The sequence below is a fragment of the Xanthomonas sp. WHRI 1810A genome, assembly GCF_040202885.1.
Classification (GTDB): Bacteria; Pseudomonadota; Gammaproteobacteria; order Pseudomonadales; family Pseudomonadaceae; genus Aquipseudomonas.
In genome coordinates, this window is sequence record NZ_JBEGED010000007.1 from 266,858 (window position 1) to 281,076 (window position 14,219).

Below are 14,219 nucleotides of genomic sequence, written 5' to 3' on the forward strand. Positions count from 1 at the left end.
ACTATTTCCCTGCCGGCCATGCCGGACCTGTATTGAAATGCCTTCTGAAGATCCCGGTTTGACCGCCTCGCCCGACACCACGGCGACCACAATGGCGGGCACACCTGCGAGCATTAAACGCAGAAGGCAACGTTAAGTCAGACATTCAAAAGGTTGAGCACACATGCTGCTGATGATCGATAACTACGACTCCTTTACCTATAACGTCGTGCAGTACCTGGGCGAACTGGGCGCCGACGTTAAAGTGATCCGCAACGACGAAATGACCCTCGCCGAAATCGAAGCGCTGAACCCTGAGCGTATCGTCGTCTCTCCTGGACCTTGCACCCCGAACGAAGCCGGCGTCTCGCTGGACGTCATCAAGCACTTCGCCGGCAAACTCCCGGTATTGGGCGTCTGCCTTGGGCATCAATCCATCGGCCAGGCGTTCGGCGGTGACGTGGTTCGCGCTCGTCAGGTCATGCATGGCAAGACCAGCGACTTGATTCACGAAGACCAGGGCGTGTTTGAAGGCCTGAACCATCCGCTTACCGTCACGCGTTACCACTCGCTGGTCGTCAAGCGCGAAACCCTGCCCGACTGCCTGGAAATGACCGCCTGGACTCAGCTTGAAGATGGTTCGGTCGATGAAATCATGGGCCTGCGTCACAAGACCCTGAACGTCGAAGGCGTGCAGTTTCACCCCGAGTCGATTCTTTCCGAGCAGGGCCACGAGCTGTTCGCCAACTTCCTCAAGCAAACCGGCGGCACCCGTCAGGGTTAAGGACACGCACAGATGGCAATCGATATCAAAACCGCACTGGGCAGGGTGGTTAACCAGCTGGACCTGAGCACGGAAGAAATGAGCGACGTCATGCGCGAAATCATGACCGGCCAGTGCACCCAGGCGCAGATCGGCGCGTTCCTGATGGGCATGCGCATGAAGAGTGAAAGCATCGACGAAATCGTCGGCGCGGTCTCCGTCATGCGTGAACTGGCGGACAAGGTCGAACTGAAAACCCTCGACGGCGTGGTCGACATCGTCGGTACCGGCGGCGACGGCGCAAACATCTTCAACGTCTCCACGGCTTCCGCGTTTGTTATCGCGGCAGCCGGCTGCACCGTGGCCAAGCATGGCAATCGCGCAGTGTCGGGCAAAAGCGGCAGTGCTGACCTGCTGGAAGTGGCCGGCGTTTACCTGAACCTGACCCCTGTGCAAGTGGCGCGCTGCATCGACAGCGTCGGCATCGGCTTCATGTTCGCGCAGTCTCATCACGGTGCAATGAAACACGCGGCCGGCCCGCGCAAAGAGCTGGGCCTGCGCACCCTGTTCAACATGCTCGGCCCGTTGACCAACCCTGCTGGCGTCAAGCATCAGGTTGTTGGCGTGTTCAGCCAGGCACTCTGCCGGCCATTGGCTGAAGTGTTGCTGCGCATGGGCAGTAAACATGTGTTGGTCGTGCATTCCCAAGACGGCCTGGACGAATTCAGCTTGGCCGCGCCGACCTTCGTTGCAGAGCTGAAAAACGGCGAAGTCACTGAATACTGGGTCCAGCCCGAAGACCTGGGCATCAAGAGCCAAAGCCTGTTTGGCCTGGTGGTCGACAGCCCGGCGCAGTCGCTGGAGTTGATCCGCGATGCACTGGGTCGCCGCAAGACTGAAAACGGCCAGAAGGCCGCTGAAATGATCGTGCTCAATGCGGGCGCTGCGCTCTACGCAGCCGACCATGCGTACTCGCTCAAAGAAGGCGTAGCGCTGGCGCACGACGCGTTGCACACGGGGCTGGCCCGGGAAAAGCTGGAAGAGTTGGGTGCCTTTACCGCGGTATTCAAGCAGGAGAATGAAGGATGAGTGTCCCTACGGTTCTGGAAAAGATTCTGGCCCGCAAGGCAGAAGAGATCGCCGAGCGTCGTCAGCGTATCAGCGTCTCTGACCTGCAAAGCCTGATCGCCATGGCCGATGCGCCGCGCGGTTTTGCCAAGGCGTTGATCGAACAGGCCAAGCGCAAGCAGCCAGCCGTCATCGCCGAGATCAAGAAAGCCTCACCGAGCAAAGGCGTGATTCGCGAGCACTTTCAGCCCGCAGAAATCGCCAAGAGTTACGAACAAGGCGGCGCGACCTGCCTGTCCGTGTTGACCGACATCGACTTTTTTCAGGGCGCTGATGCGTACCTTAAGGAAGCGCGGTCGGCCTGCTCGCTGCCCGTCATCCGCAAGGATTTCATGATCGATCCCTATCAGATCATCGAATCGCGGGCGCTGGGCGCCGATTGCATTTTGCTGATCGTGTCTGCGCTCGACGATGGGCTGATGGCCGAACTGGCATCGGTGGCCAAAGACGTCGGGCTGGACGTGCTGGTCGAAGTCCACGACGGCGACGAACTGGAGCGGGCGTTAAAAACGTTGGATACGCCGCTGATCGGCGTCAACAACCGCAACCTGCACACCTTCGAAGTCAGCCTGGAAAACACGCTTGATCTGCTGCCACGCATCCCCCGTGATCGCCTGGTGGTTACCGAAAGCGGCATTCTCAACCGCGCCGATGTCGAGTTGATGGAAATCAGCGACGTGTATGCGTTTCTGGTAGGCGAGACCTTCATGCGCGCCGAAAAACCAGGGCTGGAATTGCAGCGGCTGTTTTTCCCTGAAAAAGGCGTGCCGGTTAAATCCCAGCAGTTGGATTGAGCCAATGGTGAACCTGTTGGAGCGAGGCTTGCCCGCGAAGGTTGTAAATCCGGTTTGATGTGTTTATCCGCAGGGGCCTCTTCGCGGGCAAGTCTCGCTCCAACAGGTGATTGATATGTCCGATGAAGTGATCGACCTCTGCACCGAAGCAGGCCTGCAGGCAGAGCAGGATTTGCTGGCCTCGGTCTGTGCAGGCGACGCGGATTACGGTGTGTTGTTCTGGCGTCCGACAGACCGCGCGTTGGTCATGCCCCGCCGCCTCAGCCGCCTTGAGGGTTTCGTGGAAGCCAGCGAGACGCTTTCTGATATCGGTTGGCCGGTATTGCTCCGCGAAAGCGGCGGCGAGCCGGTCCCGCAATCGCCCGCTACGGTCAATATCGCGCTGGTCTACGTCCAGCCGTCGTCCGATCTGGACAAAGACCGCATCGAAAAAGCCTACCTGCGTTTGTGTCAGCCGATGCTCGATGCCCTGAGCGCGCTGGGTGGCAGCGCGTCACTCGGCGAAGTGGCCGGCGCGTTCTGCGACGGGCGTTTCAACGTCAATCTCAACGGTCGAAAGATGGTCGGCACCGCGCAACGCTGGCGCCAGAGCCAAGGTGGCAAGCGGCCAGTGGTGTTGGCGCACGGGGCGATGCTGCTGGACAACGAACGGCTGGAGATGGTCAGCGCCGTCAACCGCTTCAATGAGATGTGCGAGTTGGAGCAGCGCTGCCGGGCGCAAAGCCACATCGCGCTGCATGAAGTATTCGAAGCCCCGGCTTTTTTGGACGGGTTGGGCGAAGCGTACAGCCTGATGCTCTCCGCGCTCTAACGCCCTCGGTCAACGCGTGCCGAACACCACCATGGTCTTGCCTCTGACGTGGACCAGTTTCTGTTCTTCCAGCGCCTTGAGTACGCGACCTACCATCTCCCGCGAACAACCCACGATACGGCCGATTTCCTGACGGGTGATTTTGATCTGCATGCCATCGGGGTGCGTCATCGCGTCAGGCTGCTTGCACAGTTCCAGCAGGCTGCGAGCCACGCGACCGGTCACGTCAAGGAACGCGAGATCACCTACCTTGCGCGTGGTATTGCGCAAGCGTTCGGCCATTTGCCCGCCTACGGCGTACATGAGCTCGGGATCCAGCAGGCTTAGCTCGCGGAATTTGCTGTAGCTGATTTCAGCGATTTCGCATTCGGTCTTGGCCCTGACCCAGGCGCTGCGCTGGGGATCGGTGCTGGGGAGTTGGAAAAGTCCGAGTTCACCGAAGAAGTCTCCGGTGTTGAGGTAGGCCACGATCATCTCGCGGCCTTCGTCGTCCTCGATCAGGATCGTCACTGAGCCCTTGATGATCAGGTACAGCGATTCAGAATGTTCACCGGCGGCGATGATGTTGCTTTTTGCGGCGCAACGGCGCAATTGCGCGTAGGGGAGAAGCTTGTCGGTTATTTTAGGTTTGGTGGTAAGGCTCATGGCGCCCATGGCTGCATCCCGTAAAAAACTGCGCCCGCAGGCATTCTTAGTGGTATCGGCAGTAGTGGTGAATAACCGAACCCCAATAGTGCCGTTTGACGTTTTTTTCAGAAATTTCCTACTTTTCGGACAGGCCAGGCGTCTTTTGGACCTTGTGCTAAGCTGGCCGCCTTTTTTCAGACAGCGGAGTGGTGGCGATGAAGGCACGCATTCAATGGGCGGGTGAAGCCATGTTCCTCGGCGAAGCCGGCAGCGGTCACGTGGTGGTGATGGACGGGGCGCCTGAAAGCGGCGGCCGTAACCTGGGCGCACGGCCGATGGAGATGGTCTTGATAGGCCTGGGCGGTTGCAGCAACTTCGACGTTGTCAGCATCCTGAAAAAAGCCCGCCAGCCGATCGAGAGCTGCGAGGCCTTTCTGGAGGCCGAACGCGCAACCGAAGACCCGAAGGTATTCACCAAGATCCACCTGCACTTCGTGGTCAAGGGCCGTGGCTTGAAAGAGCCTCAGGTCAAGCGAGCGATTGAGCTGTCGGCGGAGAAGTACTGCTCGGCATCGATCATGCTGGGCAACGCTGGCGTTGAGATCACTCACGACTACGAAATCGTCGAATTGGGCTGATCAGCAGCAACAAAAAAAGGCGCCATCGAGGCGCCTTTTGTGTTTTCGATGAGACTAGATCCGATAGGTACTCTTGGTCATCACCTTGGCCAGCACGCTCATGCCGAACTTGACCGGCGCCGGAAAGCGGAACCCGCCAGCGTCGAGCGCGCTTTCGGCGTGTTGTTCTTCGTCGTCGCGCATCTGCTGCAAGATTGCCCGGGACTTCTCATCTTCGGCCGGCAGTTGCTCAAGATGCTCGTTGAGGTGCTTGCAGACCTGATGTTCCGTGGCGGCCACGAAACCCAGGCTGACTTTGTCGCTGATCAACCCGGCGACAGCACCCATGCCGAAAGACATGCCATAGAACAGAGGGTTCAGGACGCTGGTGTGACTGCCCAGTTGGCGAATGCGCTGTTCGCACCAGACCAGATGGTCGATCTCTTCCTCAGCGGCGTGCTCCATTGCCTTACGAATGTGCGGCAGTTTTGCGGTGAGGGCCTGACCCTGATAAAGCGCCTGCGCACAGACTTCGCCAGTGTGATTGATGCGCATGAGACCCGCGACGTGGCGGGTGTCGACATCACTCATTTTGGTATCGGGCTGGACGATGGCAGGGGAGGGACGGTGGGCATGCGCGCTTGAAGGCAGCAACGTCTTCATCGCGGCATCGGCCTGCAGAAGGAAACGGTCGATCGGGGAGTAGTGACGTTCGGTAGCCATGGGCACCTCCGGATAAATCCACGGCGGTCAGTCTACCGCAATCGTGAAGGCAAGATTTGAGCTGCATCAGCCGGGTCGGGCTGGGGGTAAGCCCTCACCGGCTATAAGTCTTTGAAAGCGCGACTCAGCCCGGCGGCCAGGTCATGTGGCGTTGGCCGAGCACATGCATGTGAATGTGATAAACGGTCTGGCCGCCGTTCTCATTGGTGTTCATCACCACGCGGAAACCTTTTTCGCAGCCCAACTCCAGAGCCAGCCGCTGAGCGGTGAAGAGGATGTGGCCCAGCAGGCCTTTGTCTTCCTCGGTCACGTCATTAAGCGTGCGAATGGGCTTTTTCGGGATGACGAGAAAATGCACGGGCGCCTTGGGGGCGATGTCGTGAAAGGCCAGCACCTGGTCATCTTCGTAGATGATTTTGGCGGGTATTTCGCGGTTGATGATTTTGGTGAACAGAGTCTCCACAGCGTTTTGCTCCGTTTTCAATTGCTGATGGGGCTGGAGTTTACTGAGCGTGTCGTACAACGCCCAGCCGTTTCCAGACCGTGGATACGTCAGGGGTTGATTCTGGACTTGAGAATCGAGCCCCATATTTTACGGCTCATCCAGCGCGTGCCGAATTTGGGAGCGCTCGTGATCAATTGGTTACGCCAGCCCGGAATAATCACCGCGCGGTTTTTATCCAGAGCGCGAACGGTGTAGAGCGCCACTTCTTCGGCGGTCATCATCTTCTCGTTGGTGAACTTGTCGGTTTCAAGTTGCGCGGTGCGGAAAAAGCTCGTTCGGGTCGGCCCTGGGCAAAGGACGGAGATCTTCACGCCGGTCTTTTTCAACTCCTCGCGCAAGCCTTCGGAAAAGTGCAGTACATACGCCTTGCTCGCCGCATAGGTGCTCATCCAAGGGCCAGGCTGAAAGCCCATGATCGAGGCGACGTTGAGGATCTGGCCGCCACCCTGGACCGCCATCAGGTTGCCCACGGTGTGGCACAGCCGGGTGAGCGCGAGGACGTTGAGGTCGAGCAGGTCTTGTTCCTGGGCCCACTCCTGGGCGAGAAAGGGCCCGCTGTTACCAATGCCGGCGCAATTGACCAGCAGGTCGATCTTGCGTTCGCCGTCTTCCAGTTCAAGCAGGAAACCGGAGAGCCGGAGGGGTTCGCCGAGATCGCACGCGCGAATCAGCACTTCAACCCCGAAGCGCTGGGTGAACTCAAGGGCGATGCTTTCGAGCATATCGCGCTGGCGGGCTACCAGAATCAAGCTGCGACCCCGGCGTGCCAGTGCTTCGGCCATGGCCAGGCCAATGCCACTGGAAGCGCCGGTGATCAGGGCGTAACGGGTCATGCATTTCTCCAGAGCGGTACTGCGCGGGTTGGGGCAGCGTCCATGCTGACGGATGTTATTGATTGTCTTCGTCGGAAGCGTCAGCCGAGTTGGAAGGCATTGCCCGCTGAATGGCTTCATTGTCTGAGTCATCGTCGTAGGGCAAAGCCTGTTCATATTCGCCGGTCGTGATCTCGACTTCATCTTTGAACGTCTGAAGTCCTCCCATGAGCACACCGAGGAAGATAATCACCAACGCCGGCACCCATAACGCCGCAAGGATCTTCACGCCTTTGCCGTTCGGCGGTTGTGGCGGACCAAATTGGTTAGGACCGGCGTTGCCCGGCACGACCATCATCAGGAACGGGAACACGCTGCCCACAAACGGCACCATGTTGAGCAACAGCAGCCAGGCCGACCAGCCGGCGTCGTGCAGGCGTTGTGCCCCGATCTGAATACTAACGACCAGGAACACGACAAAAGCGACCGCTCCGAACAAGCCACCTGTGATGAGCGACATGCTCATGAGTGTCATGCACAACGCGAACATGATTAGCCCGACGAACATCAGCACCATCGTCCACGCCAGGTAGCGCAGGCGACCGATGCGGCCTTGCACGGTGAAGACGTTGAGTTCGCCGACTTCCTGTTGATCAGCAGTTACAGCGGCACGGGGTGGCGCGTAGGGCGAAGCCGCAGGCGGCTCGAAAGCCGGACGTTGGGTGCGCTGCGCTTCTATGTCTTCCAGTGCCAACGCAATCGGTGCCTCCGGTTCGATCCGTGCCTCGACTCCGGCGTCGTTCAAGGCTTTCAGGTATCGCTCGGCGTCGTCATGCGTCAGGCTGCGCTTCACGGTGACAGGGTCGCCGCTGAACAACCTGTCGACGGCATTCACATCGGTTTTGAACAACTGGGCCAGGTTGAGCTTTGCGGTCTCGGGTTCTACCCCGGTGCGCAAACGGCCCTCGAAAACGATTTTGAAGTGTTCCGCCATGCTCGACTTCCTTGACTGGGAGTTATCTGCGCGTGCTTGCCGCGGTTAGAACGGTTTGACCACAACCAGAATGACGATCGCGAGCAGTATCACAACCGGGACCTCGTTGAACCACCGATAGAACACGTGGCTGCGGCCATTCTCACCACGCGCGAAGCGTTTGACCTGAGCGCCGCACACGTGGTGATAGCCGATCAGCAACACCACCAGTGTCAATTTAGCGTGCAGCCAGGCCTGGGACATGAACCCAGGTGCGAGGATCACCAGCCAGATACCGAAAATCAGTGTCGCTATCATCGCCGGGCCCATGATGCCCCGGTAAAGTTTGCGCTCCATGACGCAAAAACGATCACGGCTGACTGCGTCCTCGCTCATCGAGTGGTAAACGAACAGACGGGGCAGGTAGAAGAGGGCTGCAAACCAGCAGACCATCGAGACAATGTGTAGCGCTTTTATCCACAGATAGAGCATTTTCTGGGTCGTCCAAAGAAACGGTGAGCCAAATAGTAGTGGCTTGGGCGCCCATACGTCACGTTCGCGGTTGTCCCGACGGCGCCAGGCCCATATTATCGACCGCTTTCCAGTTGGATCGTTAAGGGGCAGGTCATGGTCAAGGTCGGTATCGTCGGCGGCACGGGTTACACCGGCGTGGAGCTGCTGCGTCTTCTTGCACAGCATCCAGAAGCCGAAGTGGTTGCAATCACGTCGCGCTCCGAGGCAGGGCTGCCTGTCGCTGACCTGTACCCGAACCTGCGAGGACACTATGACGGCCTCGTGTTCAGCGTGCCTGATGTCAAAGTCCTTGGCGCGTGCGACGTCGTATTCTTCGCCACCCCCCACGGCGTGGCCCATGCCCTGGCGGGCGAATTGCTGGACGCCGGCACCAAGGTCATCGATCTGTCTGCCGATTTCCGTCTGCAGGATCCGGTTGAGTGGGCCAAGTGGTACAACCAGCCCCATGGCGCGCCGGAGTTGCTCAAGGAGGCGGTGTATGGTCTGCCGGAGGTCAATCGTGAGAAAATTCGCGGCGCTCGCTTGATTGCTGTTCCCGGTTGCTACCCAACCGCGACCCAACTTGGCTTCCTGCCATTGCTCGAAGCCGGGCTGGCCGATCCGACGCGGTTGATTGCAGACTGCAAATCCGGCGTGAGCGGTGCAGGTCGCGGGCTGAGTGTCGGTTCGCTGTATGCCGAAGCCAGCGAGAGCTTTAAGGCGTACGCCGTCAAAGGTCACCGTCATCTGCCGGAAATCAGCCAGGGTCTGCGTCGTGCGGCCGGTGGTGATGTCGGCCTGACGTTTGTCCCCCATCTGGTGCCAATGATCCGGGGTATCCACGCCACGTTGTATTCCACTGTTGTCGACCGGTCAGTCGATCTGCAGGCATTGTTCGAGAAACGCTACGCCAGTGAACCCTTTGTCGATGTGATGCCGGCGGGCAGTCATCCCGAGACCCGCAGCGTGCGGGGCGCGAACGTTTGCCGGATAGCGGTGCATCGTCCGCAGGACGGTGATCTGGTGGTGGTGTTGTCGGTGATCGACAACCTGGTGAAAGGCGCTTCGGGCCAGGCCGTACAGAATATGAACATCATGTTCGAACTGAACGAGCGGTTTGGCCTGTCTCACGCAGGGATGCTGCCTTAACTCCAGCTTCAAGTGCTGGCTATAAGCTTCAAGCGGAGGGCCTTTGCTTTCGGCTTGTCGCTTACAGCTTGCCGCTGCTCGCTAATAGTTGACCGTTTTTCTAGGAGAAGCGGATAATGCGCGTCATTACGCATTATGACGGCCTCGCGCCGGGAGAAATTTAGCATGAGTGTCGAATCTTTCACTCCTACCGCTTTGGAATTCACCCACGGTGCCGCGCACAAGGTGAAGACTCTTGTCGATGAAGAGGGCAATGATCGCCTCAAGTTACGTGTGTTCGTGACAGGCGGTGGCTGCTCTGGTTTCCAATATGGCTTTACGTTCGACGAAGACGTTGCCGACGATGACACCATCATCGAACGCGAGGGCGTAAGCCTTGTGGTCGATCCGATGAGCTTTCAATATCTTGCAGGCGCAGAAGTGGACTATCAGGAAGGCCTGGAAGGTTCGCGCTTCGTGATCAAGAACCCCAACGCTGCCACCACTTGCGGCTGCGGGTCTTCGTTCTCGATCTGATGGCTGCACGCTGTACGCAAAAACGCCGCGCGATTGCGCGGCGTTTTGCTGTACGGGGTGTTTAAGCCGGGTAGATTGCGCCCAGCACCCGAAGGCCTTTGGCCCCTGTCACGCTCGGACGGTTGGCGGGAACACCTTCCAGCGCACAGTGGGCAAGCCAAGCAAACGCCATGGCTTCGACCCAGTCAGGGTCAACGCCGAACTCGGCGGTGCTGGTCACCTTGGTCTCGGGGAGCAGCGCAGCCAGGCGGTCCATCAGGGCCTTGTTGTGTGCACCACCGCCGCAGACCAGCAGCTCTTTGGTCTGGGCTTGCGCCGTCTGCAGCGACTCAGTAATGCTCAATGCCGTTACTTCAAGCAATGTGGCCTGAACGTCTTCCGGCTTCAGCGTCGGCAGCTGGAAGAGGTGATGGCGCACCCAGTTCAGGTTGAACACCTCGCGGCCTGTACTTTTCGGTCCGCGCGTCTGGAAGAACTGGTCGCTGAGTAAGGATTTCAGCAATGCCGGATCGACAGTGCCACTGGCTGCCCAAGCTCCATCCTTGTCGTAGCTGTGACCACGTTGCGCCTGGATCCAGGCGTCCAGCAATACATTACCTGGGCCTGAGTCAAACCCGGAAACGGGCTTGTCAATTTCGATCAGGCTAAGGTTGCTGAAACCACCAATATTGAGCACGGCTCGGTAGTCTTTGTTGTCGTCGAACAGGGCTTCGTGGAAGGCAGGCACCAAAGGTGCACCTTGTCCGCCTGCTGCAATGTCACGTTTGCGGAAGTCGCTGACCACGGTAATGCCGGTCATTTCTGCCAGCAGGGCCGGGTTGCCGATCTGGATAGTGAAGCCGCGCGCGGGCTCATGGCGAATGGTCTGCCCATGACTCCCGATGGCGCGTATCTCGCCGGCGGAGACATTTTGCTGATCCAGTAGAGCCAGCACCCCTTGAGCGGCCAGATGCACCCACTTCTGTTCGGCGATACCGGCACGGGCAAGCTCGTCCTGGCCGCTGGCGCACAGGCCAAGTAATTCGGCGCGCAAGTCATCGGGCATCGGAATGTAATAGGTGCCGATCAACCGAGGTCGGTCATCCTGCTCTACAAGGGCGAAGTCGAGTCCATCAAGACTGCTTCCAGACATTACACCTACATATAGAGTCATAGCTCAGCGCTTACTCGAGGCCAGCATGGTGGCCTTTTCCTGGTCCATGCGGGCCATCAAAGGTTGGCTCTCTTGCATGAACCGCTGTTTTTCGGACTTGGCGATGGGGTCTGCCATGGGCAGCTTTTGGCCCAGGGGGTCAACGTGGACGCCATTTACCTGAAATTCGTAGTGTAAATGAGGACCTGTCGACAAACCGGTTGTTCCAATATAGCCGATGACTTGACCTTGCTTGACGCTGCTACCGGTTTGTACGCCTTTTGCGAAACCCTGCATATGCCCGTAGAGCGTGCGATACGTGTCGCCGTGCTGGATGATCACCGTATTGCCGTAGCCGCCGCGGCGCCCGGCCAGGATAACTTTGCCATCCCCTGTCGCCTTGATGGGCGTACCGCGCGGTGCTGCGTAATCGACGCCTTTGTGCGCGCGGATTTTGTTCAGGATCGGGTGTTTGCGACCCATCGAAAACATCGAGCTGATACGCGCGAAATCCACAGGTGTGCGGATGAACGCCTTGCGCATGCTATTGCCGTCAGCCGTGTAGTAATTGGTGTTGCCCTGCTTGTTGGTGTAGCGAACGGCGCTGTAAGTCTTCCCACGATTGGTGAAGCGCGCTGCCAGGATATTGCCCGTGCTCACCGTTTTGCCGTTGACGACTTTCTGCTCGTAGACGACATCAAACTCATCGCCCTTGCGAATGTCCTGCGCGAAGTCGACGTCGTAGCCGAAGATCTTCGCCATGTCCATGGTCATGGTGTGCGACAGGCCGGCACGTTGCGCAGAGAGTGACAGGGAGCTGTTGATGACGCCGCGAACATAGGCCGTGCGCACATTGGGTTTACTGACGTCCCGAGTGAAAGCGTAGCCCTTGTCGGTACGGGAGAGGCTGATGCTTTCCAGGTCATTCAGCTTGCTGTGCAGCTGCTTGAGATCGCCCTCAGGCGACAGCTCGAACTGCAGAACCTGCCCTCTTTTCAGCTGACTGAACTGCTTGGCTTGTTTGTCGCTGGCCATGACGTCGTGAACAGCCGCAGCCGGCAAGCCCACTTTCTCGAAAAGCGTGGAGAGCGTATCGCCCTTTGCGACGACCACCTCTTTGTGAGTCGCTGTCTTCTGCGCGGCAGTGGGCGGTGCTTCTTTCTGTGGTTTGGACGCAGCTGTGGCAGCGCTGTCTGTGTCGTCGGTGTTTTCTTCAATCTGCGCGAAGGGAGAAGCGGCAGGTGGTTGTGTGGCTTGGGGCTGTTCTTGAGCGTCTTGTTCTGACTGGAGAGGATCGGCCGGGGTTTCAAAGTCTGGGCCGATGTTGGTTCTCTTCGCTTCTACGTCGCTGGAAGGGAAGACCAGAAGAGCCAGGCTCAGCAATGCTGCAATACCGCTTGCAGCCAGCAGGTGGGTCTTCGGATAAAGCGGGAGCGCTTTAGGCGGAGTGTCGTTCATAAGTGATTTTTGACTTTATATAGATGAAAAGATGAAATGGAAAAGATGAATGACATGATGAAGATGAAATAACTGTATAAAATATAACCAAAACCTGCCTGAGGCAACCCTGCGAATGGATCAGTTTCCGATTCGTCGTATTGCCGTGCGCAGATCTTGTATTTGGGCGCTGACCTTGTATGGTTGCTCCCCTTTGAAATAAGGCATTGCGGGGCTTTTATGAAGTCGGTTGAAGAGCAGCTAGCGCTGATTAAACGTGGCGCGGATGAACTCCTGGTGGAGGCCGAACTGGTCGCCAAGCTCAAGCGTGGTCAGCCGCTGCGTATAAAGGCAGGGTTCGATCCTACGGCGCCGGATCTTCATTTGGGTCATACGGTGCTTATCAACAAGCTGCGCCAGTTCCAGAAGTTGGGTCATCAGGTCATCTTCCTGATTGGTGACTTCACCGGCATGATTGGCGACCCGAGTGGCAAGAGCGCTACGCGTCCCCCGCTTACGCGCGAACAGGTGCTCGATTACGCCGAGACCTATAAGGCCCAGGTGTTCAAGATTCTGGATCCGGCGAAGACCGAGGTGGCGTTTAACTCCACCTGGATGGATCAGTTGAGTCCTGCCGACTTCATTCGCCTGTCCTCTCAATACACCGTTGCTCGCATGCTTGAGCGCGACGATTTCGATAAGCGTTATAAGTCGAATCAGTCCATTGCGATCCACGAATTCCTTTATCCGCTGGTGCAGGGTTACGACTCGGTGGCCTTGCGGGCGGATGTCGAGTTGGGTGGTACGGATCAGAAGTTCAACCTGCTGATGGGGCGGGAGCTGCAGCGTGCCTATGGGCAGGAAGCTCAATGCGTTTTGACCATGCCTCTGCTGGAAGGCCTGGATGGCGTCAAGAAGATGTCCAAGTCTCTGGGTAACTACGTGGGTATCCAGGAAGCGCCAGGCATTATGTACAGCAAGCTTGTGTCGATCCCGGATGCGCTGATGTGGCGCTACTTCGAGCTCTTGAGTTTTCGCTCCATGGAGGAGATCGCCGGGTTTAAGGCGGATTGTGAGGCAGGTGCAAATCCGCGAGATATCAAAATCAAACTGGCCGAGGAGATCGTCGCCCGTTTCCATGGCGAAGAGGCAGCTGCGTCAGCTCATCGTTCGGCAGGGAACCGTATGAAAGAAGGGGAGCTTCCGGATGATTTGCCAGAGATTGCATTGGATGCTCCTGAGGCTATGCCGATTGCCGCCGTTCTTAATAAGGCCGGGCTGGTGAAGAACTCAGCGGTTGCTCGGGACTTGCTGGCTTCGGGTGGTGTGCGTATAGATGGCAGCGTCGTTGATCGCAGCTTTATCTTTGAAGTCGGAAAAACCCATGTCTGTCAGGCAGGGAAGAAAGCTTTCGGGCGCATTACGCTCAATTTCGCAGAAAGCGTTAATTAAGGGTTGACGGCCCTCAGTATCTGTCTATAATTCGCCCCACTTCCGGCGCAGACGAAACGGAAAACTTCTTGTTAATCAAGTATTTGGACGAAGTAGTTAGGCTTGAAGGGCTTCGGTTCTACGGTTTGAATCGACAGCAGTGAAAAGGCAGTTGACAGCAAGTTGTAACGCTGTAGAATTCGCCTCCCGCTGACGAGAGACGCCAAGTTCTTCGAAGCGCAAGTGGTTGAAGTTGCAGAGGAAACTTTGAAAGCTTCGAAAAATAACCGCTTGACAGATACAGGGGGC

General features: G+C 57.9%; 17 protein-coding genes. 8 read left to right on the plus strand and 9 right to left on the minus strand.

The annotated features are described in order from the left end of the window. The first annotated feature begins 163 nt into the window (after positions 1 to 163). The 4 genes from ABQX22_RS13105 (at position 164) to ABQX22_RS13120 (ending at position 3,475) form a co-directional block, all read left to right on the plus strand. Entirely contained in the window at positions 164 to 763 is a 600-nt protein-coding gene (locus ABQX22_RS13105; protein WP_349800118.1) for an aminodeoxychorismate/anthranilate synthase component II, read from the plus strand. A 12-nt stretch (positions 764 to 775) separates the two neighbouring features. Continuing rightward, positions 776 to 1,831, plus strand: a complete 1,056-nt coding sequence (gene trpD / locus ABQX22_RS13110) for an anthranilate phosphoribosyltransferase (RefSeq protein WP_441005274.1) — start codon at positions 776 to 778, stop codon at positions 1,829 to 1,831. Further along, positions 1,828 to 2,664, plus strand: coding sequence for an indole-3-glycerol phosphate synthase TrpC (gene trpC / locus ABQX22_RS13115; protein ID WP_349800120.1), 837 nt, complete (start codon positions 1,828 to 1,830; stop codon positions 2,662 to 2,664). The genes trpD and trpC overlap by 4 nt, the downstream gene beginning before the upstream one ends. A 115-nt stretch (positions 2,665 to 2,779) precedes the next feature. Next, positions 2,780 to 3,475 carry a lipoate--protein ligase family protein gene (locus ABQX22_RS13120; protein WP_349800121.1) on the plus strand — a complete coding sequence of 232 codons (696 nt, stop codon included), beginning with the start codon at positions 2,780 to 2,782 and terminating at the stop codon, positions 3,473 to 3,475. A gap of 9 nt (positions 3,476 to 3,484) precedes the next feature. Here the strand turns inward: ABQX22_RS13120 and crp are convergent, their stop codons facing one another. Then, the gene (gene crp, locus ABQX22_RS13125) at positions 3,485 to 4,129 is read right to left on the minus strand and encodes a cAMP-activated global transcriptional regulator CRP (RefSeq protein WP_349800123.1); all 645 of its coding nucleotides are present in this window, start codon (positions 4,127 to 4,129) and stop codon (positions 3,485 to 3,487) included. Positions 4,130 to 4,317: 188 nt separating this feature from the next. Here crp and ABQX22_RS13130 point away from each other — a divergent pair, with 188 nt between their 5' ends. Next, positions 4,318 to 4,740 carry an OsmC family protein gene (locus tag ABQX22_RS13130; RefSeq protein ID WP_349800125.1) on the plus strand — a complete coding sequence of 141 codons (423 nt, stop codon included), beginning with the start codon at positions 4,318 to 4,320 and terminating at the stop codon, positions 4,738 to 4,740. Between the two features lie 54 nt (positions 4,741 to 4,794). Here ABQX22_RS13130 and coq7 read toward each other — a convergent pair whose 3' ends face one another. The 5 genes from coq7 to hemJ form a co-directional block, all read right to left on the minus strand. Continuing rightward, complete coding sequence (gene coq7 / locus ABQX22_RS13135) at positions 4,795 to 5,442, minus strand: 2-polyprenyl-3-methyl-6-methoxy-1,4-benzoquinone monooxygenase (protein ID WP_349800127.1); 648 nt, start codon at positions 5,440 to 5,442, stop codon at positions 4,795 to 4,797. Between the two features lie 124 nt (positions 5,443 to 5,566). Continuing rightward, entirely contained in the window at positions 5,567 to 5,905 is a 339-nt protein-coding gene (locus ABQX22_RS13140; RefSeq protein ID WP_349800129.1) for a histidine triad nucleotide-binding protein, read from the minus strand. Between the two features lie 89 nt (positions 5,906 to 5,994). Then, entirely contained in the window at positions 5,995 to 6,780 is a 786-nt protein-coding gene (locus ABQX22_RS13145) for an SDR family NAD(P)-dependent oxidoreductase (protein WP_349800131.1), read from the minus strand. Positions 6,781 to 6,835: 55 nt separating this feature from the next. Further along, positions 6,836 to 7,753, minus strand: coding sequence for a DUF805 domain-containing protein (locus ABQX22_RS13150; protein ID WP_349800133.1), 918 nt, complete (start codon positions 7,751 to 7,753; stop codon positions 6,836 to 6,838). Positions 7,754 to 7,798: 45 nt separating this feature from the next. After that, a complete protein-coding gene (gene hemJ / locus ABQX22_RS13155) occupies positions 7,799 to 8,224 on the minus strand; it encodes a protoporphyrinogen oxidase HemJ (RefSeq protein WP_349800135.1) in 426 nt (141 codons plus the stop codon). A 135-nt stretch (positions 8,225 to 8,359) separates the two neighbouring features. On the opposite strand from hemJ, the gene argC reads away from it, so the two are divergent. Both argC and erpA read left to right on the plus strand, forming a co-directional pair. Further along, positions 8,360 to 9,394, plus strand: a complete 1,035-nt coding sequence (argC, locus tag ABQX22_RS13160; RefSeq protein ID WP_349800137.1) for an N-acetyl-gamma-glutamyl-phosphate reductase — start codon at positions 8,360 to 8,362, stop codon at positions 9,392 to 9,394. Between the two features lie 165 nt (positions 9,395 to 9,559). Then, positions 9,560 to 9,910, plus strand: coding sequence for an iron-sulfur cluster insertion protein ErpA (erpA, locus tag ABQX22_RS13165; RefSeq protein ID WP_349800139.1), 351 nt, complete (start codon positions 9,560 to 9,562; stop codon positions 9,908 to 9,910). A gap of 61 nt (positions 9,911 to 9,971) precedes the next feature. Here erpA and ABQX22_RS13170 read toward each other — a convergent pair whose 3' ends face one another. Beyond that, on the minus strand, positions 9,972 to 11,063 hold the full coding sequence (locus ABQX22_RS13170; RefSeq protein WP_349800141.1) for an anhydro-N-acetylmuramic acid kinase: 1,092 nt from the start codon (positions 11,061 to 11,063) through the stop codon (positions 9,972 to 9,974). 3 nt (positions 11,064 to 11,066) lie between these two features. Continuing rightward, positions 11,067 to 12,500 (minus strand): peptidoglycan DD-metalloendopeptidase family protein, encoded by a 1,434-nt coding sequence (locus ABQX22_RS13175; RefSeq protein ID WP_349800143.1) that lies wholly within the window; start codon positions 12,498 to 12,500, stop codon positions 11,067 to 11,069. Between the two features lie 219 nt (positions 12,501 to 12,719). On the opposite strand from ABQX22_RS13175, the gene tyrS reads away from it, so the two are divergent. Then, positions 12,720 to 13,931, plus strand: a complete 1,212-nt coding sequence (tyrS, locus tag ABQX22_RS13180; protein ID WP_349800145.1) for a tyrosine--tRNA ligase — start codon at positions 12,720 to 12,722, stop codon at positions 13,929 to 13,931. Between the two features lie 96 nt (positions 13,932 to 14,027). Here tyrS and ABQX22_RS13185 read toward each other — a convergent pair. Next, the coding region (locus ABQX22_RS13185) for a hypothetical protein (protein WP_349800147.1) at positions 14,028 to 14,219 on the minus strand (192 nt) is incomplete at its 5' end.

Excerpts from the sequence above, each read along its gene's own strand:
- hemJ (WP_349800135.1), bottom strand. The coding sequence starts at position 8,224 with ATGCTCTATCTGTGGATAAAAGCGCTACACATTGTCTCGATGGTCTGC.
- ABQX22_RS13105 (WP_349800118.1), top strand. The coding sequence starts at position 164 with ATGCTGCTGATGATCGATAACTACGACTCCTTTACCTATAACGTCGTG.
- ABQX22_RS13120 (WP_349800121.1), top strand. The coding sequence starts at position 2,780 with ATGTCCGATGAAGTGATCGACCTCTGCACCGAAGCAGGCCTGCAGGCA.
- erpA (WP_349800139.1), top strand. The coding sequence starts at position 9,560 with ATGAGTGTCGAATCTTTCACTCCTACCGCTTTGGAATTCACCCACGGT.
- ABQX22_RS13130 (WP_349800125.1), top strand. The coding sequence starts at position 4,318 with ATGAAGGCACGCATTCAATGGGCGGGTGAAGCCATGTTCCTCGGCGAA.
- ABQX22_RS13150 (WP_349800133.1), bottom strand. The coding sequence starts at position 7,753 with ATGGCGGAACACTTCAAAATCGTTTTCGAGGGCCGTTTGCGCACCGGG.
- ABQX22_RS13175 (WP_349800143.1), bottom strand. The coding sequence starts at position 12,500 with ATGAACGACACTCCGCCTAAAGCGCTCCCGCTTTATCCGAAGACCCAC.
- ABQX22_RS13170 (WP_349800141.1), bottom strand. The coding sequence starts at position 11,063 with ATGACTCTATATGTAGGTGTAATGTCTGGAAGCAGTCTTGATGGACTC.
- ABQX22_RS13145 (WP_349800131.1), bottom strand. The coding sequence starts at position 6,780 with ATGACCCGTTACGCCCTGATCACCGGCGCTTCCAGTGGCATTGGCCTG.
- trpD (WP_441005274.1), top strand. The coding sequence starts at position 776 with ATGGCAATCGATATCAAAACCGCACTGGGCAGGGTGGTTAACCAGCTG.
- argC (WP_349800137.1), top strand. The coding sequence starts at position 8,360 with ATGGTCAAGGTCGGTATCGTCGGCGGCACGGGTTACACCGGCGTGGAG.
- crp (WP_349800123.1), bottom strand. The coding sequence starts at position 4,129 with ATGGGCGCCATGAGCCTTACCACCAAACCTAAAATAACCGACAAGCTT.
- trpC (WP_349800120.1), top strand. The coding sequence starts at position 1,828 with ATGAGTGTCCCTACGGTTCTGGAAAAGATTCTGGCCCGCAAGGCAGAA.
- coq7 (WP_349800127.1), bottom strand. The coding sequence starts at position 5,442 with ATGGCTACCGAACGTCACTACTCCCCGATCGACCGTTTCCTTCTGCAG.
- tyrS (WP_349800145.1), top strand. The coding sequence starts at position 12,720 with ATGAAGTCGGTTGAAGAGCAGCTAGCGCTGATTAAACGTGGCGCGGAT.